The organism is Drouetiella sp., assembly GCF_059504425.1.
In genome coordinates this window covers 227317-247190 of record NZ_JCACIN010000025.1, presented here as the reverse complement: position 1 = coordinate 247190, position 19874 = coordinate 227317, and the positions used below count along the sequence as shown (strand labels likewise).

At 51.2% G+C, this 19874-nt stretch carries 16 protein-coding genes; 6 read left to right on the top strand and 10 right to left on the bottom strand.

Translation table 11 applies throughout. The features are described 5' to 3' along the window. The first annotated feature begins 42 nt into the window (after window positions 1-42). Complete coding sequence (locus AC5JMP_RS06695; protein ID WP_495850655.1) at window positions 43-1308, top strand: glycosyltransferase; 1266 nt, start codon at window positions 43-45, stop codon at window positions 1306-1308. On the opposite strand, the gene AC5JMP_RS06690 is transcribed toward AC5JMP_RS06695, so the two are convergent. Continuing rightward, window positions 1301-2365, bottom strand: coding sequence for a 3-deoxy-7-phosphoheptulonate synthase (locus tag AC5JMP_RS06690; protein WP_495850654.1), 1065 nt, complete (start codon window positions 2363-2365; stop codon window positions 1301-1303). The genes AC5JMP_RS06695 and AC5JMP_RS06690 overlap by 8 nt on opposite strands. A 232-nt stretch (window positions 2366-2597) precedes the next feature. Here AC5JMP_RS06690 and pcrA point away from each other — a divergent pair, with 232 nt between their 5' ends. The 3 genes from pcrA to AC5JMP_RS06675 all read left to right on the top strand — a co-directional run bounded on the left by pcrA (window position 2598) and on the right by AC5JMP_RS06675 (window position 8300). Further along, window positions 2598-4937 (top strand): DNA helicase PcrA, encoded by a 2340-nt coding sequence (gene pcrA, locus AC5JMP_RS06685; protein ID WP_495850765.1) that lies wholly within the window; start codon window positions 2598-2600, stop codon window positions 4935-4937. Window positions 4938-5448: 511 nt separating this feature from the next. After that, window positions 5449-7569, top strand: a complete 2121-nt coding sequence (gene rne, locus AC5JMP_RS06680) for a ribonuclease E (protein ID WP_495850653.1) — start codon at window positions 5449-5451, stop codon at window positions 7567-7569. Window positions 7570-7607: 38 nt separating this feature from the next. Then, complete coding sequence (locus tag AC5JMP_RS06675; protein ID WP_495850652.1) at window positions 7608-8300, top strand: ribonuclease HII; 693 nt, start codon at window positions 7608-7610, stop codon at window positions 8298-8300. Here AC5JMP_RS06675 and AC5JMP_RS06670 read toward each other — a convergent pair. Continuing rightward, window positions 8297-8890: a DUF1997 domain-containing protein gene (locus tag AC5JMP_RS06670; protein ID WP_495850651.1), complete on the bottom strand. Its 594-nt coding sequence runs from the start codon at window positions 8888-8890 to the stop codon at window positions 8297-8299. The two genes, AC5JMP_RS06675 and AC5JMP_RS06670, sit on opposite strands and share 4 nt — an antisense overlap. Before the next feature lie 435 nt (window positions 8891-9325). On the opposite strand from AC5JMP_RS06670, the gene pheA reads away from it, so the two are divergent. Continuing rightward, on the top strand, window positions 9326-10168 hold the full coding sequence (gene pheA / locus AC5JMP_RS06665; protein WP_495850650.1) for a prephenate dehydratase: 843 nt from the start codon (window positions 9326-9328) through the stop codon (window positions 10166-10168). Between the two features lie 16 nt (window positions 10169-10184). On the opposite strand, the gene AC5JMP_RS06660 is transcribed toward pheA, so the two are convergent. The 7 genes from AC5JMP_RS06660 to AC5JMP_RS06630 form a co-directional block, all read right to left on the bottom strand. Beyond that, window positions 10185-10826 carry an LON peptidase substrate-binding domain-containing protein gene (locus AC5JMP_RS06660; RefSeq protein WP_495850649.1) on the bottom strand — a complete coding sequence of 214 codons (642 nt, stop codon included), beginning with the start codon at window positions 10824-10826 and terminating at the stop codon, window positions 10185-10187. Between the two features lie 184 nt (window positions 10827-11010). Next, window positions 11011-11328 carry a 30S ribosomal protein S10 gene (gene rpsJ / locus AC5JMP_RS06655; protein ID WP_191128566.1) on the bottom strand — a complete coding sequence of 106 codons (318 nt, stop codon included), beginning with the start codon at window positions 11326-11328 and terminating at the stop codon, window positions 11011-11013. Between the two features lie 105 nt (window positions 11329-11433). Beyond that, complete coding sequence (gene tuf / locus AC5JMP_RS06650) at window positions 11434-12663, bottom strand: elongation factor Tu (RefSeq protein WP_495850648.1); 1230 nt, start codon at window positions 12661-12663, stop codon at window positions 11434-11436. Between the two features lie 25 nt (window positions 12664-12688). Next, window positions 12689-14764 carry an elongation factor G gene (gene fusA, locus AC5JMP_RS06645; RefSeq protein WP_495850647.1) on the bottom strand — a complete coding sequence of 692 codons (2076 nt, stop codon included), beginning with the start codon at window positions 14762-14764 and terminating at the stop codon, window positions 12689-12691. A 174-nt stretch (window positions 14765-14938) separates the two neighbouring features. Further along, window positions 14939-15409: a 30S ribosomal protein S7 gene (gene rpsG / locus AC5JMP_RS06640; protein WP_495850646.1), complete on the bottom strand. Its 471-nt coding sequence runs from the start codon at window positions 15407-15409 to the stop codon at window positions 14939-14941. A gap of 270 nt (window positions 15410-15679) precedes the next feature. Then, the gene (rpsL, locus tag AC5JMP_RS06635) at window positions 15680-16060 is read right to left on the bottom strand and encodes a 30S ribosomal protein S12 (RefSeq protein WP_495850645.1); all 381 of its coding nucleotides are present in this window, start codon (window positions 16058-16060) and stop codon (window positions 15680-15682) included. Window positions 16061-16193: 133 nt separating this feature from the next. Continuing rightward, entirely contained in the window at window positions 16194-17345 is a 1152-nt protein-coding gene (locus AC5JMP_RS06630; protein ID WP_495850644.1) for a metallophosphoesterase family protein, read from the bottom strand. A gap of 141 nt (window positions 17346-17486) precedes the next feature. Between AC5JMP_RS06630 and trmB the strand changes: the two genes are divergently transcribed. Next, window positions 17487-18134, top strand: a complete 648-nt coding sequence (trmB, locus tag AC5JMP_RS06625; RefSeq protein WP_495850764.1) for a tRNA (guanosine(46)-N7)-methyltransferase TrmB — start codon at window positions 17487-17489, stop codon at window positions 18132-18134. A 26-nt stretch (window positions 18135-18160) separates the two neighbouring features. Here trmB and AC5JMP_RS06620 read toward each other — a convergent pair whose 3' ends face one another. Continuing rightward, window positions 18161-19729 carry a dolichyl-phosphate-mannose--protein mannosyltransferase gene (locus AC5JMP_RS06620; protein ID WP_495850643.1) on the bottom strand — a complete coding sequence of 523 codons (1569 nt, stop codon included), beginning with the start codon at window positions 19727-19729 and terminating at the stop codon, window positions 18161-18163. Window positions 19730-19874 lie beyond the last annotated feature (145 nt).

Below are 19874 nucleotides of genomic sequence, written 5' to 3'. Positions count from 1 at the left end.
AACCCGCCTTGGCGGTTGCCATAAAACACTACAGGGGGCAGCGTGAGCCGAATTGTTATAACCACGATCGGGTCGTTGGGCGATCTGCATCCGATGCTGGCGATCGGTCTAGCTTTGCGAGAGCGCGGTCATGATGTTGTGTTTGCCGTTGTCAAGCAGTTCAGCGACAGAATCCAGGCGCTAGGGTTTGAGGTGCAGCCTATTCGTCCCGACCAAGTTTCACCCGATGACCCCGAAACGATCGCACGGATGATGGATCTGAAAAAAGGGACGGAGCGACTGCTGCGGGACTACATTTTTGCTAATCTGCGGCAGACCTATGCTGACCTCATGGCGATCGCCCAAGGAGCAGATTTTATCCTGACGGGCGAGGTAGTCTATGCTACAAGGCTCGTAGCCGAAAAGCTGGGAATGCCTTGGGCTTTTTGTGCGCTTTCTCCCTCCTCTATGTTCTCTATCTACGATCCCCCTGTGCTGCCAACGCTGGAGGGAATGACGAAATTTCGATCGCTCCCCTTTGTAAATCGTGGGGTCAAGAATCTCGCCCGATTGGCAACGCGCTCTTGGGCTGATCCACTGCATCAATTGCGGCGAGAAGTTGGATTACCGCCCATTGGCAACCCCCTCATAGATGATAAGTTTTCGCCCCATCTGGTGCTTGCGCTTTTTTCATCGGTGCTGGCTGCCCCTCAGATTGACTGGCCGCCCAATACCGTGGTGACAGGATTCACCTTCTATGACGGCACCCTTGAAGGGATGGGTCTTGCCCCAAAGCTGCAAGATTTTTTAGCGGCAGGTGAACCGCCCATTGTGTTTACGCTAGGTTCAGCCGCCGTATTTGATCCGGGTGATTTTTATCGCTACAGCATCCAGGCTGCACAGCAGCTCAACCGACGAGCTGTCTTGCTCATGGGGCAGAATTTGCCCCCAGACAATTTGCCAGAGAGCATCATAGCCTGGGACTATGCTCCCTATTCAAAGATCTTTCCCCATGCCAGCGCGATCGTTCATCAGGGCGGCATTGGCACAACCGCACAGGCACTGCGATCGGGTCGCCCGACGCTGGTGATGCCCTACAGCCATGACCAACCCGATAATGCCGCTCGCCTAGAGCGTTTGGGCACGTCCCGCACGATCGCTCGCCAGCAATACCAGGCGACAAGAGCCGTCAGAGAACTGCATGCCCTGCTGGAGAATCCGGGCTACGCTGCTCAAGCAGTTGCCGTAGCTCAGATTATGCAGACAGAAGCAGGGGCGCAGGTCGCCTGTGATGAAATTGAGAAACAGCTTCAGCCCCTAGCTAGCTGAGGGAAATGCAGCTCTGCGTGACCGTTTTGGCAAGCGATCGCAGCATGGTTGCCGTTGTTGCGAAATCTACACAACCGTCGGTGATGCTCTGACCGTAAGTGAGCTGGGAGAGATCTTTAGAAATCGCCTGTTTGCCTGCCACCAGATGGCTTTCCACCATCACGCCCATGATGTGTCTAGAACCTGCTGCCAACTGCGCGGCGACATCCTCAATCACGATCGTCTGACGACTGTAATCTTTACTAGAGTTATCGTGGCTGCAATCCACCATCACACGGGGGTTAATGCCCAAACTCGCTAGGGTACCAGCTGCCTTCTGAACATTATCGGTATCGTAGTTGATACCCTGCTTGCCGCCCCGCAGCACCAGATGCCCATCCGGGTTGCCCGTTGTCGTCACAATACTTGCCAAACCCTGCGTGTTGATGCCCAGGAAACGGTGGGGCTGACTGGCAGCCAGCATGGCGTTAGCAGCAGCATGAAGGCTACCATCCGTATTGTTCTTGAAGCCGATGGGCATGGAAAGACCCGATGCCATTTCGCGGTGGGTTTGGCTCTCGGTCGTGCGGGCACCGATCGCCGTCCAGGCAATCACATCCGCAATATATTGAGGAATAATCGGGTCGAGCAGCTCGGTAGCCGCTGGGAGTCCCATTTCAGATAGGCTCACCAGCAGCTTACGAGCTAGACGCAGCCCGGTATTGATGTCATAGCTGCCGTCTAGATGCGGATCGTTAATTAGCCCTTTCCAGCCGATCGTCGTCCTAGGCTTCTCGAAATAGACCCGCATAACGATTTCCAGATCGTCCGCTAGCTCAGCTCGCAGCGCCGCCAGTTTCTCGCCATACTCCAGCGCCGCATTGATGTCGTGGATCGAGCAAGGACCAACGATGACCAGCAAGCGCCGATCTTCGTTTTGCATGATGTTGCGGATGCGATCGCGAGTTTGAGCCACCAGTGAAGCGGCTGTGTCGGTAATGGGAAGCTCGTTGTGAATCGTCGCAGGCGTGATGAGTGGGCGAGTTTCAACAACGTGCAGGTCAGAAGTCTTAGGCATAGTGGGTTTGGGCTGGCGGCGACAGAGCTAACGGGGCGATCGCCATGGCGGTATGTAGTGTTGAGCAAAAACGTTAGCCTTGAACATTCTATCGAATTTCGACAGATCTCTTGAAAGTAATGCGATCTAACCCAGGAAGACGGCAGATACGATACGCTTTACCATAAAGATGCAGCGTGAAGGTGTTACGATCGCCCCCTCACCCCATCCCTTCATTCCCCTACTCCCCGCCATGCCTGCCGACTTCCTCAGCCACCTCAACCCCTCTCAGCGCAGCGCCGTCGAACATTACTGCGGTCCTTTGCTGGTCGTAGCAGGGGCTGGCTCTGGCAAGACTCGTGCCCTCACTTACCGGATTGCCAATCTGGTGTTGACCCATCGCGTTGATCCCGGAAACATTCTAGCGGTGACGTTTACCAACAAAGCCGCCAGAGAAATGAAAGAGCGGATTGAAAAGCTGTTTGCTGAGCAGGAAGCTGAGGCAAAATACGGCAAGCGGCTGGAAACCCTCTCGCCGATCGAGCAAACCCGGCTGCGATCGCAGGTCTACAAAACCATCACCAAAGAGCTGTGGATCGGCACCTTCCATGCCCTTTGTGCCCGGATTTTGCGCTACGACATTGAGAAATACGAAGGGGCAAACGGCGGTTGGACAAAGAGCTTCTCGATCTTTGACGAGTCGGATGTGCAAAGCTTGGTAAAAAACATCGTCACCCAGCAGCTCAATCTGGATGACAAAAAGTTTGACCCGCGATCGATGCGCTACGCCATCAGCAACGCCAAGAATCAGGGCTTTACCCCGGCAGATGTTGAGAAGGATCAGCCGACCTTTAAAGGACGGGTGATTGCCAATGTCTATTCCGAGTATCAGAAGGCGCTAGCTGCCAACAATGCCCTGGATTTTGATGATCTAATCCTAATTCCTGTGCAGCTTTTCCAGCAAAATCAACAGGTCTTAGACTACTGGCATCGCCGTTTTCGCCATATTTTGGTGGATGAATATCAAGACACTAACCGGACGCAGTACAACCTGATTCGCTTGCTTGTCACTAACGGAGCCGACTCGCGCAAATTTGCTGACTGGGAGCATCGATCGATTCTCGTCGTAGGCGATGCCGATCAGTCGATTTATTCCTTCCGGGCGGCAGATTTCACCATCCTCATGGATTTCCAGAACGACTTTGGGGACGGCTTGCCCGACGACGACACCCGTACCATGGTGAAGCTGGAGGAAAACTATCGCTCTACCGAGAACATTCTGCAAATTGCCAATGCGCTGATTGAGAACAACACTGAGCGCATCGACAAGGTTTTGCGCCCGACGCGCGGTTCTGGAGAGACGGTCTTTTGCTATCGTGCCGAAGATGAAACCGCCGAGGCAAATTTTGTCATCAATCAGCTGCGTCAGATGGAGCTGACTAACCCAGAGCTAAATTGGGGCAGCTTTGCCATTCTTTACCGGACGAATGCTCAATCGCGATCGTTTGAGGAAGTGCTGGTGCAGCAGGCAATTCCCTACACGGTAGTGGGTGGACTGCGGTTCTACGATCGCAAAGAAATCAAGGATGTTCTATGCTACCTGCGGCTGGTCGCCAACCCAGAAGACTCCATCAGCCTTAAGCGCATCCTCAACACCCCCCGGCGCGGCATCGGCAAAGCCACAATCGATCGCCTGGAAACCGCTGCCCGTGAGCTAAATGTCTCGCTCTGGCAAATCTTGACCGACGATACTTCAGTGCAGACTCTCGCAGGGCGATCGTCCAAGCCCGTCCTTGGCTTTGTGCGGATGATACAATCCTGGCAAGCTCAAGTTGAAGAAGCACCTGCCTCTCAGATTGTCCAGGGCATTCTGGACGAGTCAGGCTATGTGGATGACTTGAAAACCCAAGGCACGGATGAAGCCCTCGATCGCCTGCAAAACGTTCAGGAGCTATACAATGCCGTCCTGCAATTTGAGGAGCAAAACGAGGCGGCAAACCTGCTGCTATTTTTGGCAAATGCCTCTCTCGCCTCCGATCTGGACAACCTCGATGAAGAGCAGCAGTCCAAAGTGTCGCTGATGACGCTGCACTCGTCCAAGGGGCTAGAGTTCCCGGTCGTCTTTCTGGTGGGCATGGAGCAGGGATTGTTTCCCAACCATCGAGCCATGGAAGACCCCAAATCGCTGGAGGAAGAGCGCCGTCTTTGCTATGTTGGCATTACCCGCGCCAGAGAGCAGCTTTTTCTCTCCTATGCCCGTGAGCGACGGCTGTATGGCTCTCGCGAGTCGGCAAGCCCGTCGCTGTTTTTGGGAGAACTGCCGAAAGAGCTGTTGCTGGGTAGCGCTAGCGGAGCCATCCCCAAGCGCATGACCACCCCTATTCGAGAAATCAAGCAGCAGGTCGCCGATGCCCCCGGAATGCATGAGGATGATTGGAACGTGGGCGATCGCATTCTCCACAAGGGCTTTGGCGAGGGCAAAGTCACCCATATTTTCGGGGCAGGCAACAAAATCTGTCTAGCCGTCAGGTTTCCCGGCATTGGGCAAAAAATCCTCGATCCCAAAATTACGCTACTTCAGCGAATGGATTGAGCGCGATCGCTTTTTTCTGGGAAAGAAATATTCTGCAAATTTCCTAATTTTTACAAAATATTTACCAATAAACAGAGCAGAGTCAGTTGTCCACGCTATAATTCTCATCAAGAGAAGCCGTAGCAGACTGGTGTCTCTCAGGTTGCCAGTGGTTAAATCGGCACTATGTGCTGATCCGGGTCTGCTTCAGCAAAGCTTTTAACTTACTTTCGATCGTTAGGTTCCTGTCTTTGTGGAAGGGGCCTGTCGAAAAGCTAGTGATGATCGTTCACTCAACTGCTCATTCTCGCATCCTGCTAACTGAGGCGTTCAGACTAACTGAAATATTCAGAAAGCAGTGGCGATGAAACCGTTTTTATCCAGAGTTAGATCTATCTAAGCATCCACTTCAGGTAGATCGGATCTGTGGCTTCCACGCATCATGTTTTTTCACCTACCCAAGCTTAAGCCCAGCACAGACGGCACGGACGAAGCCATTGCCTCTGGGGCTGACCGTTTTTGAGGAAATTGAATGTCAAAGCAAATTATTATCGCCGAACAGCACCGGATCGCGGCTGTCTTTTCCGAAGATCAGATTCAAGAACTTATTGTTGCAAAGGGAAACCATCAGGTTAGCGACATTTACCTCGGAATTGTTGAGAACGTTCTCCCTGGAATTGATGCTGCTTTCGTCAACATTGGAGACAGCGAGCGCAACGGATTTATTCACGTTACCGATTTAGGACCTGTGCGGCTGAGAAAGTCAGCCGCCTCCATTACCGAGTTGCTGGCTCCTCAGCAGAAGGTTCTGGTGCAAATTATGAAGGAGCCAACGGGGAACAAAGGGCCCCGACTGACCGGAAACATTAGTCTGCCCGGTCGCTATCTAGTGCTGATGCCGTTTGGTCGCGGCGTCAATCTCTCTCGACGCATCCGCAGCGAAGCCGAGCGCAACCGTCTGCGAGCACTTGCTATCTTAGTTAAGCCTCCTGGCATGGGGCTGCTGGTGCGAACCGAAGCAGAGGGAATGCCTGAAGAAGCGATTATTGAAGACCTGGAAACCCTGCAAAAGCAGTGGGAAAACATTCAGCAAGAGGCGCTGACAACCCGTCCGCCTAGCTTGCTTAACCGAGATGATGATTTCATTCAGCGGGTTTTGCGGGATGTCTACAGCACCGATGTCAACCGCATTGTCGTAGATTCCCATACCGGGCTGAAGCGCGTTAAGCAGCACCTAGTCAACTGGAGTGGTGGCAAAGCGCCCCAGGGCGTGCTGATTGACCACCACCGCGATCGCCAGCCCATCCTGGAGTATTTCCGAGTCAACGCCGCCATTCGAGAAGCCCTCAAGCCCCGTGTTGATCTGGCTTCTGGGGGATACATCATTATTGAGCGGACTGAGGCTCTGACTGTAATTGATGTCAACTCAGGCTCATTCACCCGTTCCGCAACGGCACGTGAAACCGTCCTGTGGACAAACTCTGAGGCGGCCACCGAAATTGCTCGACAGTTGCGGCTTCGCAATATTGCAGGCATCATCATCGTCGATTTCATCGACATGGATGCCCGCCGCGATCAGCTTCAGGTTTTGGAGCAGTTTAATAAGGCATTGAGGTCAGATAAAGCCCGTCCTCAAATTGCCCAATTGACTGAGCTAGGTCTGGTCGAATTGACCCGCAAGCGCCAAGGACAAAATATCTACGAGCTGTTTGGTCGCCCTTGCCAAACTTGCAGCAGTACGGGTCTGATTATTCATCTCCCTGGCGAGATGGATCATGAGATCGCAGAGCCAATAGAAGCTTCACGGACAGCTACCGCCGCAGAATCTCGCATCCCTGCCCTGCGGGACAATTGGGAGCGATCGGGTGAGAGAGTCACTGAAAGATCTAACGAAAGAACCCACGAAAGAGCGGGATTTGAGCAAGAGAATCTCGATTTAGACGCCTCTGCCGACTTGCAGGAGCTAGATTTAACCAACCACCCCAATTACCAAGAGCGTAGTAAGGATAGCCGTCGTCGTCGTCGGACTCGCCTCAAGGTGGGTGAACCTGTAATTCGTGGAAGCGTTGCACCTACGCTGAGGTCAGAAATAGAGACCGAAGATGAGCCGCTGCCGCTGCCTGTGATTGAGGAGCCTGCTCCTGTCCCTCGCAATGTGAGGGAACCTCGACCTGAGAAGCCTGAGCGGGGACGCACCGCTGCACGCCGAGAAAAGCCTGTAGCTGAACCGCCTCAAGTCATTTCTGTGGAAATGACCCCCGAAGAGCAGGAAATTTATGCTCTGATGGGTATCTCTCCAATGGTATTGGCGACAGAGCCTATTAAAGATCCAAAGTCTGCCATTATTTCTGTGACTTTACCGGGGCAAAGTATTCGCTCTGCCGACGTATCTTTCTCAGACTCTACTCCAGCGTTAGAGCTAGATGCTGAAGAACTCGCAGAAGAAGAATTTGAGGATAGAGAGCCACTTACCGAATCCTTTGCAGAGATTCAAATTTCTGAGCCTGTTGTCCTGAAAAACGCTCCTGAGGTGAGCAATCAAGGGGCTGAGGCTGAGGATACCCTCTCTGATACCGATGCTCCTCGCCGTCGCCGTCGCCGTCGTTCATCCGTTAACCTATCGGATGCAGACACTAATACGGATGCAGGTTAGGCTACAGCAGGTAAATGTTGGAAAGAAAAAGTGCTGCGATGAAACCGCCTGATTTTCTGAGCCTATCAGAACTGCTTGGCAGTGAAGCAGATGAGGCGGTTCCCATTGCAGGAGTCGATGAAGTAGGGCGAGGAGCGTTATTCGGCCCCGTGATTGCCGCTGCTGTGGTCTTGCCGATCGCGGCTCATGCCCCCTTGATCAGTGCTGGAGTAACTGATAGCAAACTGCTGTCGGCGGCGCGGCGCAGGCAGTTGGCTGAAGAAATTAGAGCAGTGGCGATCGCCTGTCATATCGGTATGGCTTCTGTGCGAGAGATCGATCGCCTTAATATCTTGCAAGCGACATTTCTAGCCATGAAGCGCGCCATCAGGCAATTGCAGCCGCAGCCAGCGCTATGTCTAGTGGATGGCAACCAGCGGATTCCGGGCCTGCTGGTTCCTCAAAAGACCGTCGTCAAAGGCGACCAAAAGTCTGTGGCGATCGCGGCAGCCAGCATCGTGGCAAAAGTTTGGCGAGATGACCTGATCATGCGGCTTGCGGCTCGCTACCCCGGCTATGATCTCAGCGCTAATAAGGGCTACGGGACTGCCAAGCACCGATTGGCATTGCAGCAGCAGGGTATTTCTCCCCAGCACCGCTGCTCCTTTAGTCCCTGTAGGCTCTCAGGAAATAATTCGGGGGGTGATTCAGGAAACAATGCCCAATCCATTGACTGGCTCAGCGCTCATTAGGCGATCGGGCTATTGGACGAGAGGAGTGTGGGTTCAACCATGGACGGATCACCACTAGCCTGTGTCTGAGAGGCAGCCCATTGACGATAGTCTGACAAAAGCTGATGCATCAGCCGTTGCTTGATAGTAAGCAGCACGCTGTGGAGCAGTCCATTTCCGGCTGCTTCTAAAATGGGGCGGGGTGTGAGCCATAGTGGAGGCGGCATCTCAACCTCAACCCGCAAATCGGCTTTGCCTTTGAGATAGGTAATGTCATCTATTACTGAAGGGGTAAGTCGTCCCACTAGCTTCAGTCCAAAGCGTTGATTGATGTATTCTATGCCGCGAATTTCACAGGCAATCGACTCCATGCAAATCGACCCCTCTGTTTCTGTGACTCTCACATCTACGGTCGGCTGAATACTCAGCGTCAGGAAGCTGAGGGGGCGCATTTTCAGCCGAAATACGTCAGCTCCCAATGGCTCTATGCGACTCGGATCGACCAATGCCGCAATTAAGCGCTGGGGCTGTCGCAAGTAGTGTTGAATAGGGATAGGCTGTTCTGGAATGGCTAATTCGACAGCTTGAGAAGCAGAAAAGCAGGTGGGCATACGGGGCTTACCATCGTCGATCTGAAGGTTGAAGCGATCGTGCTGAAATAGCTAGCTGAAACAATTAACTGAAACAATTAGCTGAAAAAGTTAGCTAAGAAGAAATTAAATAAGAAGCGATTAAGTAAATTTTACATTTTTTCCAAGGAATCTACCTTGACAATACAAAATTCAGCTTTCAAGGCATTCTTTCAGTATTTATACTTGCCTGCATCAATACATCTGAATCTACGTAATGAAATGTTGTAATTTGATATATGGCGCTACGCGCTTAGATCCAATGAGTTATTTTTGAGAGCTGCGCTCCGCGCGGCTCTCAAAAATAACTCGTCCTAACTCAATTAAGTAATGCCATATGGCTTGATCCACTGATTTGCAGCAGCTTTCTTGCCATACAGTCTTTTCGTTATCAAAGCTTTATCAAAGCCCTGCCCTATGGACATATCGATCGCTCATTTGGGACCCGCCGGAACTTATGCCGAGAGCGCGGCGCTAGCCTACAGTACATGGCTTGAGAAGACCACAGGCAACTCTTCAATTCTTCATTCCTACGCCAGCATTGCCCAGGCTATTCGAGCCGCCGCTCAGGGTGAAACTCAGATGGCGGTCGTTCCCGTTGAGAACTCTATCGAGGGCAGCGTCACAGTTACCCTTGACACACTATGGCAATTAGATAAACTTCACATCCAGCAGGCATTAATCTTGCCGATCGCCCACGCCTTGCTGTCTACCGCTCCAGACCTTGGCGCGATCGAAGTAGTTTACTCTCATCCCCAGGCGCTAGCGCAATGTCAAGCATGGCTTGAGCAGTATCTCCCAGCCGTGCCGCTAGTTCCTACCAATTCGACCACAGAAGCCCTACAGTATCTCAAAACTAATCCTCAGGCCGGGGCGATCTCTTCTCAAAGAGCAGCACAGCTCTATGAACTACCCATCCTCGCTTATCCGATCAACGATCACCCTGACAACTGTACTCGCTTCTGGGTGTTGAGCTTAGAACCGCCCCAGAGCGGTAGCCAGACTTCTCTAGCGTTTAGCCTTCCGGCGAACACGCCCGGCGCCCTGCTCAAACCTCTGCAAATCTTCGCTCAGCGCCAAATTAACATGAGTCGAATTGAATCCCGACCAACCAAGCGATCGCTTGGAGACTATCTATTTTTTATCGATTTAGAAGCTAACCTAGAGTCTGTTATGGTGCAATCAGCTCTAGCGGAACTCCAAGGCTGCACAGAAACTATCAAGATTCTGGGCAGCTACGACATCTTATCTATCGAATGAGCGTTTGTAGAACAGACTACTCGAATACACCCTTAAGAGCGGTACGCGCTGCTAGATGGTTGCGCGTTGAGGTGAGGATCTCCGATTCACGCTCTAGGCGAGCCGCAGTGTCTTGCATTTCTAGCAAGAGCTGCTGCTCTTGAGCAACGCCATGCAAATTTCCAGCAACCCAATAGGAAAGCTCGACAGGTAGCTCAGGCACGTCATCCGGCAAAACAATCTCCTGTCCAGTCAGCTTGGTCGAGAGGTGCACTACGTCTCGAAGGAGCTGATCAACCTCATCAGCAAGTTCACTCAGATTTTTGTCGGTGGGCTGGTCTTCAATCCACTCGACTAGACCTACATAGTAAGGCTTTTCACGCACGTACTCTAAAACTCGGAAGCGCTGCTGCCCTAACGTCAAAACCTTGAAGCGATCGTCAGGCAAGCGCTGATGCTGCACAACTTCGGCACAGCAACCCACGTTAGCAATTCGTCCCTGTGTCGGATCAACCATTAGCACTCCAAAGCGTCCATCGCTTTGCAGAATGGTATTCATCATGATGCGATAGCGAGGCTCAAAAATTTGCAATGGCAATTGGCTACCTGGAAACAAAACAACTTCAGATAGAGGAAAAAGGGGAAGTTCGCGGACAGCGACGGATGAAGAAAATGTCATTACAACTCTAATTTCCGTGGGAAGAAGCTGAACTTAAGGACTAATCTGAGAATTATCTTATTAACACCAGCCTAAAAACAGCAGGTCTTTAAAACATCAGAGTAGCTTGACCTAAAGGGTTAAGCTACTCTTAATAGTCTATCGTATTGCCATAGTCTAGCCGAGGCAAGACGTCCGAAATTCACTACAGCTTTACTTCAATATCTACGCCTGCGGGTAGGTCAAGCTTCATCAGCGCATCAATGGTTTTTGAGGAAGGCTGGTAGATATCAATGATGCGGCGATGGGTACGAGTCTCAAAATGCTCCCGTGAGTCTTTGTCTACGTGAGGCGATCGCAGGACACAATAAATCCGACGCTTTGTGGGGAGCGGAATCGGTCCTACAGCTGTGGCATTGGTGCGGTTAGCGGTATCTACAATCTTTTCGCAGGAAGTGTCTAGGAGGCGGCGATCGAAAGCCTTGAGGCGAATCCGAATTTTCTGCTGTTGAATAGTTGCCATTTAAGTGCCAAGGTTAAGTTTTCTAGGTTCAGAGTAAGACGACTGAGACAAAATAATCAGCAGCTAGTGTCTAATGCTAGCTGCTGACTGCAAGCTGAAATCCCGCTATTTCAGGATCTTGGAAACCACGCCCGCTCCAATGGTACGACCGCCTTCACGGATGGCGAAACGCATCCCTTGCTCAATTGCGATCGGGTTGATCAGTTCGACCGTCATTTTGATGCGGTCACCCGGCATCACCATTTCCGCTTCGCTACCATCATCCGCGGTAAAAGAAGCGATCGTGCCCGTCACGTCGGTGGTTCGGACATAAAACTGAGGCTTGTAGCCAGGGAAGAAGGGGGTTTTGCGTCCGCCTTCTTTTTCCTGAAGCACATATACCTCACCCTCAAACTGGGTATGAGGTTTAATTGAACCCGGCTTAGCAATTACCATGCCCCGTTCAATATCAGTCTTCTGAATACCCCGCAGCAGGAGACCTGCATTATCACCCGCCATCCCTTCATCAAGACTCTTCTTAAACATCTCGATTCCGGTCACGGTTGTGCTCCGGCTGTCGCGGATGCCGATAATTTCCACCGTTTCACCCACTTTGACCTTGCCGCGCTCAATCCGACCTGTAGCAACGGTTCCCCGACCTGTAATGGTGAAGACATCTTCTACCGCCATCAAGAAAGGCTTGTCGATATCCCGCTCAGGAGTCGGGATGAAAGAGTCCACAGCTTCCATCAATTCGTAGATTTTATCAGTCCACTCATTCTCGCCCTTGATGGTTTTGGGGTTCTTTTGCATCTGCTCCAGAGCCATCAGACCTGAACCACGAACGATCGGCACATCGTCACCGGGGAAGTCGTAATCAGTCAGAAGTTCCCGCAGCTCCAATTCCACAAGCTCAAGCAGTTCTTCGTCGTCCACCTGGTCAATTTTGTTCAGGAAGACCACAACGCTAGGTACACCCACCTGCTTCGCCAGCAGAATATGCTCTTTCGTCTGAGGCATCGCACCGTCGGTTGCCGCAACCACTAAGATTGCGCCATCCATCTGAGCTGCACCCGTGATCATGTTCTTCACATAGTCAGCGTGACCTGGGCAATCCACATGGGCGTAGTGGCGCTCAGTGGTTTCATATTCCACGTGAGCAGTGTTGATCGTAATACCCCGCGCTTTTTCTTCAGGCGCAGCATCGATCTGATCATAGTTTCTCGCCTGGGCTTGTCCCAATGCTGCCAGCGTCATTGTGATCGCAGCAGTTAGGGTCGTTTTACCATGGTCAACGTGACCAATGGTGCCGATATTAACGTGGGGTTTAGTCCGTTCAAACTTTGCGCGTGCCATTTATCTATTTGTTCCTCTTTACTGACTATGCGTTCCCTTTACTCTTCGCAATGATGGTTTCAGCGACGTTGCGAGGTACCTCGTCATAAGCGCTGAACTCCATTGAGAATATGCCACGACCTTGAGTTTTTGACCGAATGTCGGTAGCATACCCAAACATTTCCGCCAAGGGTACTTTAGCAATAACCTTGGCAGTGCCTTGCTCAGTGTCCTGTCCTTCAATTTGCCCTCGACGAGAGTTCAAATCGCCAATAACGTTGCCGATGAAGTCCTCAGGAACTTCAACTTCAACTTTCATGGTCGGCTCTAACAAGACTGGAGAAGCCTTCATCACGGCTTCCTTAATTGCCATTGAACCAGCAATTTTGAACGCCATTTCCGAAGAGTCTACATCATGATAAGAACCATCCACCATTGTGATCTTCAGATCAATGACAGGATAACCTGCCAGGATGCCAGACTCACAAGCTTCCTTCATTCCCTGTTCGGCAGGACCAATGTACTCTTTAGGCACAGTACCGCCGACAATCTTGGAAACAAATTCAAACCCAGTGCCCGGTTCACCGGGTTCAATCTGAATCACAACGTGACCATACTGACCTTTGCCGCCACTCTGCCGGATAAATTTACCCTCAGCGCGAACGGGTTTACGAATGGTTTCCCGATAGGCGACCTGAGGCGCACCTACATTGGCCTCCACCTTGTATTCTCGCTTCATGCGATCGACCAAGATATCCAAGTGCAGCTCACCCATCCCGGCAATTACTGTCTGGTTAGTTTCCGAGTCAACGCTAACCCGAAAGGTTGGGTCTTCCTCAGATAGGGCTTGCAATGCCTTAGAGAGCTTTTCCATATCCTGCTTTGTTTTCGGCTCAACTGCAACCGAGATCACAGGTTCCGGAACAAATAGGGATTCCAGGATGATGGGAGAAGCCTCGTCACAGAGCGTGTCACCTGTAAAGGTATCTTTCAAGCCTAGGGCAGCGCCTAGATCCCCTGCCCGCAACTCATCGACCTCTTGGCGATCGTCTGCCTTCAGGATAATTAAGCGGGAGATTCTCTCTTTCTTGTCCTTAGAGGCATTGTAGACATAGCTGCCCTTGACGAGCACACCGGAGTAAACCCTAACAAAAGTTAGGCGACCATAGGGATCAGCCATAATCTTAAACGCTAAGGCAGCCGTTGGCTCAGTGTCACTGGCAGGTCGGGTGGCAGTGCTGCCATCAGGAAGAACTCCTTGAACAGGCTTCACTTCTAGCGGAGAAGGCAAGTAATCCACCACTGCATCTAGCAGGAGCTGAACGCCTTTGTTTTTGAAGGCAGAGCCACAGATCAAAGGCACAATCTTTCCTGAAACGGTGCCAATACGAAGACCCCTACGAATCTCAGCTTCTGTGAGTTCTTCACCGCCCAAGTATTTCTCAATCAGAACGTCATCCGTTTCAGCAACCGACTCTACCAGCTTGCCGTGATACTCATTTGCCAGCTCCCTCATGTCCTCAGGGATGTCGATTTCTTCGGGCTTAGAGCCTAGCTCATCAACGTAGATGTACGCCTTCATCTTGACCAGATCGACAATGCCCTTGAAAACATCCTCGCTGCCAATAGGCAGTTGGATAGGGACTGCGTTGGCACGTAGGCGATCGCGAATCTGCTCATAGACTCTGTAGAAGTTCGCACCTGTCCGATCCATCTTATTGATGAAAACAATGCGAGGAACATTGTAGCGATCGGCTTGCCGCCACACCGTCTCAGACTGAGGCTGCACTCCACCCACAGAGCAAAAGACTGCAATTACGCCATCCAAGACGCGCATGGAGCGCTCTACTTCAATGGTGAAATCTACATGACCAGGGGTATCAATAATGTTGATGCGATGGTCGTTCCAGCTGGTACTGATCGCAGCCGCCGTGATGGTAATTCCTCGCTCTCGCTCCTGCTCCATCCAGTCAGTAACTGCTGTTCCTTCATGGACTTCGCCAATTTTATGCACAACGCCAGAGTAGAACAGAATTCTCTCAGTCGTTGTTGTCTTGCCCGCATCAATGTGAGCGGCGATCCCAATATTACGTACCCGTTCGAGGGGAATAGTACGTACCACAGCTACCTCCTTGATTTATGCCGCAGCGCCTCCCTGACAAAGGCTGCGTCTGTTAAGATTTTATACTTTATTTATGGCTAACGTGTGGTTTTCACAAACTTATCGGCAGTCGCCTACCAACGGCACGGCAGAGCGACTCAACCCAAAAACTTCGCACAGTGTGGTAACAGCGTCTTAGTAACGGTAGTGAGCAAATGCTTTATTTGCTTCAGCCATACGGTGAGTTTCTTCGCGCTTGCGAATGGCGCTGCCAGTTTCATTAGCTGCATCCATCAGCTCATTTGCTAGCTTCCCTGCCATAGTTCTGCCAGAACGCTGACGGGCAAACTGAGAAAGCCAACGGAGAGCCAGAGCTGTGCCCCGCTCAGAACGGACTTCCATAGGAACCTGGTAAGTTGCACCACCTACTCGTCTGGCTTTGACCTCAACTAGCGGAGTCGCATTCTTGACGGCTCTTTCAAACAGTTCCAGAGGATCTGTACCTGTTCGCTCTTCTATCATCTTGAAAGCATCATAGATAATGCCATAGGCAATAGACTTCTTTCCACTCTTCATAAGCCGAGACACCATCATGGTGACGACCCGGCTGTTATGAACTGGATCGGGTTGAATTGGGCGCTTTTGGACAACAGTACGGCGAGACATAGGCTAGCTCTTGAGAAATAAATCTTTACAGGAATGTCTAATGAGTGGGCAGGATACAGTGTGTCAAAAGTATGCCGGAAATTCTTGTGCCAGCGTTCTTAGATGGTCAAACCTAAATCTTGCCTGCTCGGCTTAAACCCATGAACTTTCGATTTCAGAGAATCTGAATCTTGAAGCTCTTGCGCCCAAGCCTTAGCTAAGTCGATGAAGGCATTTTTAGAGCAGCTAGCGGGTTTCAATCACCTGCCTAGCTGCTCTAGAGTTTGTCCATTACTTTGCAGCTTTGGGGCGCTTCGCACCATATTTGGAACGACCTTGCTTACGATCCTTAACTCCGGCTGTATCTAGCGTTCCGCGAATAATGTGGTATCTGACACCTGGCAAGTCTTTAACCCGACCCCCACGAATCATGACGACGGAATGCTCTTGTAGGTTATGTCCAATGCCAGGGATATAGGCCGTCACCTCAAATCCTGAGGTGAGGCGAACCCGCGCCACCTTACGGAGAGCAGAGTTTGGTTTCTTAGGTGTGGTTGTGTAGACGCGGGTGCAGACACCGCGACGCTGCGGACAGCTCTTCAAAGCAGGAGATTTGGTCTTCTTCTTGGCTTTGTTACGTTCGTTGTGGATGAGTTGCTGAATCGTTGGCATGACTTAGAGCAAATTTCGCCTCTGGTCTTGACGGGTGGTATGGATTAGTTAATTTTAACTTTTCACAGTCTTCAACTATATCGATTTTATTGGGTTTCTGTCAATTTGTGTTTGTTATGTAAAGAGAGTTATGTCAAAAACTTAGAGAACGAGTGCGATCGCGCCTATTCTCCAGCTCAAGACTGACCGTATTATCGATCGGGCTATACCTGCCCTGAGCATCGATCGCGCCAAATCTGGCGAAATACTGATTGACTGTTTCAGGAAAGCTCGGAAAGTTGAATTTGCTATCTCCACTGGCAATGTCTGCCCAAAAGTAGCGGAGTGCCGGAACCAGCGCCTCGATCTGGGGTAGAGACAAGCTAAGGGGTGGCTGGGTGAGTAACTTAGTCACGAAGGGAGTAGAGCGATCGCCCATCCACTCTCGTGAGAAATGCTGCAAGTCTGATTGCTCTGGTACCGCCAGAACTCGCCGAGACTCTATTTGCAACCGATTTCCCTGACAGGTCTGCTCGAAGTGGAGAATCCGATAAGGGTGAGGATAGGTGACGAGAGAGCCAGTTGTAACCTCAAAAATAGTCTGATGCCCCAACGCTTCATGCTGTGCAACGTCCTGAATATGCAAATGCCCTGTAAATACGACGTTAGCCTCAAATTCTTGCATCATCTGCAATAGGGGAGCCGCATTTTCAAGCATGTATCGCTGACCTAGCGGACTATGAGACTGGTCGGGCAGATGCTCGATGACGTTATGATGCACCATAACAAACACAATCCCTTGCAGCCGAGAGAGCGTATGCCTGAGCCAGGAAAGCTGCTCTGGATCTAGATATCCTGTAGGCATCTGCTTGCCCCAACTATCGAAGCCGTTGGAGTTAAGACCAATGATATGTACCCCCGGCAAAACTTCTCGGCTGTAGTAAGGACGATCGCCTTCCCCATAGCCAAACTTTTTATAGTAAAGCGGGAAGTCTGCCAACCCGATCGATCGATCGGTAGGAAACTGTTCTACGACATCATGATTTCCAGGAATGACACAGACTGGATAGGGAAGCTGAGTCAGGCGATCCGCTAGCCAAGCATGATTCTCTGGCTCTCCATGCTGAGTCAGATCGCCAGGGATTAGCAAGAAATCGAGATGGAGTGTTTCCAGCTCTCGCAGAACAACTTCTAGCGCCTGCATACTAAACTCAACCAAGTGGAAGCGGCTAGGATGATCCCAGATGGTATGGGGAAGAGCAATATGGGGATCGCTGAGGATAGCGAACCGAAAATTGAGTGTCATGGGGAAAAGGTAAAAGCAAAGTAAGAATATCTGGGGTAAGAATGCCCATATCTCCTACGCTACACCTTGATTTGCAACTTGATTTGTAATAAGCAGTAAAGTGTGTTTACTCTGGTAGGTTCTAGCAGAGAGGAGTCCCAATTGGCGATCGTTCGTGTGCGGCAGCATGTTAACCCACTCAGTCAGAAGTACAAACAGTCGGCAGCTCCGCCAGATTGGACAAAAGTTTATGCAGATTTATCGCTGCCACTGCATTTAGATATTGGCTGCGGCAAGGGAGTTTTTCTGCTCAAGATGGCTCAAGAGCAGCCTGACTGGAACTATTTGGGGCTAGAGATTCGAGAGCCGCTCGTTTTGGAAGCCAATCTCCGGTCGCAAGAGGCGGGATTCACGAATCTTTACTACATCTTTTGCAACGTCAATAATTCACTGCGATCGCTTCTCTCCGCTCTCCCTGAAAGATCTCTGCATAGAATCAGCATCCAGTTTCCCGATCCCTGGTTTAAGAAGCGTCACCAAAAGCGGCGGGTAGTACAGCCTGAGCTAGTCGAAGAGCTATCACTCCATCTAGCGCCCGGTGGAATGGTTTTTCTACAGTCTGACGTGAAGGACGTAGAGATAGAAATGTGCGATCGCTTTCAGGAGCATCCTGCCTTCGCTCGCCAAGACTCTGTGCGCAAAGACTCTGAGTGGCTAGAGATCAATCCCCTAGCCGTGCCTACAGAGCGGGAGCAATCGACGCTATTGCGCGGAGAGCCTGTATACCGGGCGGTCTTTATAAGAAAATGAAAACACAGAAAGACGAGAATGCCGCCTTAAATCCAGGACGGCAGCCAGCGGCGCATCTGAATTTCGATCGGGGAAAGCGGCAACCCCAGATAAATAGGCATCCAGAAAATGAAGGCGATAAAAATCAGGGCAAGAATACCAAAGCCTAGCCTTCTGCGGGCACGAAGTGGACTATGCAGCCAGCGATCGACCACCAGCGCTAAGCCTAGCAACGCAAACACTAACGATTCCATGTAGTGATACAAGAAGGCGCAGCGCGTCACTTCTAGCCAAGGCAGCAAATTGGCTGACCAGTTGAGCGCCAGGTAAAGGACGAGCCAGCTCTGGGTATTCAGACCCGAAGGATTTCCAGCTGCAGATGTACTGAATCCGGGACTGGACTCAGCCCCAGATTTAGCGGTCAGAGATGTTTCACTAACCCAACGTGCCAGCCATTGCCAAGTTTGATGCGCGAACAGCCCAAACAAGAGAACGATCGCTGCTGTGGAAAACCACCACAGAAAAGGATTACCCATGGCATGAACGTCATAGATGACGCTCCCCGCAGCTTGCGGCAAGGGTGGCCCCACAACAGATGGCAGCTCGTTGACGCTGTTGGATGTTCTGTAAAAATAGGCGATCGGACGCAGCATCAGCGGCCAGGTAAACCATAGAGAGCAGTAAGGATGAGCACTCACGCCTCCAACTCGCTTGTGGTAGTCGTAGGTTTTGACCTGCAACGTCCAAAAGCTGTCTCCTGAAGGATCGATCTGCATGTAGGGCAGCCAGCACAGGTAGTAAACCAGCAGCGGAATTGCGGCAAAACAGACAAAGGCATGTCCTAGATGAAGCTGAGTCAGGTTTTGAAAGGGGGTTTGACTACTAAAGAAATTTGTGGGGAGACGATCGCCCTCTTCACCTTTAGCGGATTTCAGCCTCACCCACTGCAAAATCCAGCCCGCTGACCAAATCAAAATGGCTCCCAACAAAAATCCGAGTCCGTTCCACTTGATCGCCGCAGAAGCCCCAAAGCCAATTCCGGCTAAGCCAAGCCAGAGCCATCTTTGCCAGCCCTGGGCACGGAGTGCGATCAGAAAAAAGAGCTGCCCCAATAGTCCAAACAGCAGCAGGTAGACGTTGTTGAGAGCATAGCGCGATTCCACCAAAAACAGCCCATCCATGGAGAGCAGTAGTCCGGCAATCAAAGCGTAGCTGCGACGATAGCTGAGCTGATAGGCGATCGCCGCCATCACCAGCGGCAAAACCGATCCGGTCAGAGCATTCAGCCAGCGGTAGCTGAAGGGAGAAATCAGCAAACCCGCCAATCCATTCTTGAGGGTGCGATCGCCCCAGGGCATTTTTTCGCCTAGCCAAATGCCAAACTCAATGATGTAAGTGCTAAGGGGGGGATGCCCGGTGAAAATAATTTCGCCCTTGAGAAAGTGGCTGGCAAATCTGGCGTAGTAAATTTCATCAAACACCAGGGTATTGAAGCGGCTCAGCCCCCAAAATCGTAGGGCAAGGGAGAATAGAAAAATCCCAGCCATGCCTATCCAGAACCAAGGGGAACGACTGGAAGCATTGAACAGTGGAGGCTTAGGGGTGATCGCAGACATAACAGCAGCAGAATCATTGCACTGTTCTATAAGCTACTGTAAATGGACGCAATCTGGATAATCTGGGCAAGTTTTTTTGAAGGAGGGCGCTCTGCGCCCTCCTTCAAAAAAACTTGCCCATAAAATCAGCAACGCCGGATTAAAG

Coding starts and splice junctions, on each gene's coding strand:
- AC5JMP_RS06690 (WP_495850654.1), bottom strand. CDS start 2,365: ATGCCTAAGACTTCTGACCTGCACGTTGTTGAAACTCGCCCACTCATC.
- pcrA (WP_495850765.1), top strand. CDS start 2,598: ATGCCTGCCGACTTCCTCAGCCACCTCAACCCCTCTCAGCGCAGCGCC.
- rne (WP_495850653.1), top strand. CDS start 5,449: ATGTCAAAGCAAATTATTATCGCCGAACAGCACCGGATCGCGGCTGTC.
- AC5JMP_RS06675 (WP_495850652.1), top strand. CDS start 7,608: ATGAAACCGCCTGATTTTCTGAGCCTATCAGAACTGCTTGGCAGTGAA.
- AC5JMP_RS06670 (WP_495850651.1), bottom strand. CDS start 8,890: ATGCCCACCTGCTTTTCTGCTTCTCAAGCTGTCGAATTAGCCATTCCA.
- pheA (WP_495850650.1), top strand. CDS start 9,326: ATGGACATATCGATCGCTCATTTGGGACCCGCCGGAACTTATGCCGAG.
- AC5JMP_RS06660 (WP_495850649.1), bottom strand. CDS start 10,826: ATGACATTTTCTTCATCCGTCGCTGTCCGCGAACTTCCCCTTTTTCCT.
- rpsJ (WP_191128566.1), bottom strand. CDS start 11,328: ATGGCAACTATTCAACAGCAGAAAATTCGGATTCGCCTCAAGGCTTTC.
- tuf (WP_495850648.1), bottom strand. CDS start 12,663: ATGGCACGCGCAAAGTTTGAACGGACTAAACCCCACGTTAATATCGGC.
- rpsG (WP_495850646.1), bottom strand. CDS start 15,409: ATGTCTCGCCGTACTGTTGTCCAAAAGCGCCCAATTCAACCCGATCCA.
- rpsL (WP_495850645.1), bottom strand. CDS start 16,060: ATGCCAACGATTCAGCAACTCATCCACAACGAACGTAACAAAGCCAAG.
- AC5JMP_RS06630 (WP_495850644.1), bottom strand. CDS start 17,345: ATGACACTCAATTTTCGGTTCGCTATCCTCAGCGATCCCCATATTGCT.
- AC5JMP_RS06620 (WP_495850643.1), bottom strand. CDS start 19,729: ATGTCTGCGATCACCCCTAAGCCTCCACTGTTCAATGCTTCCAGTCGT.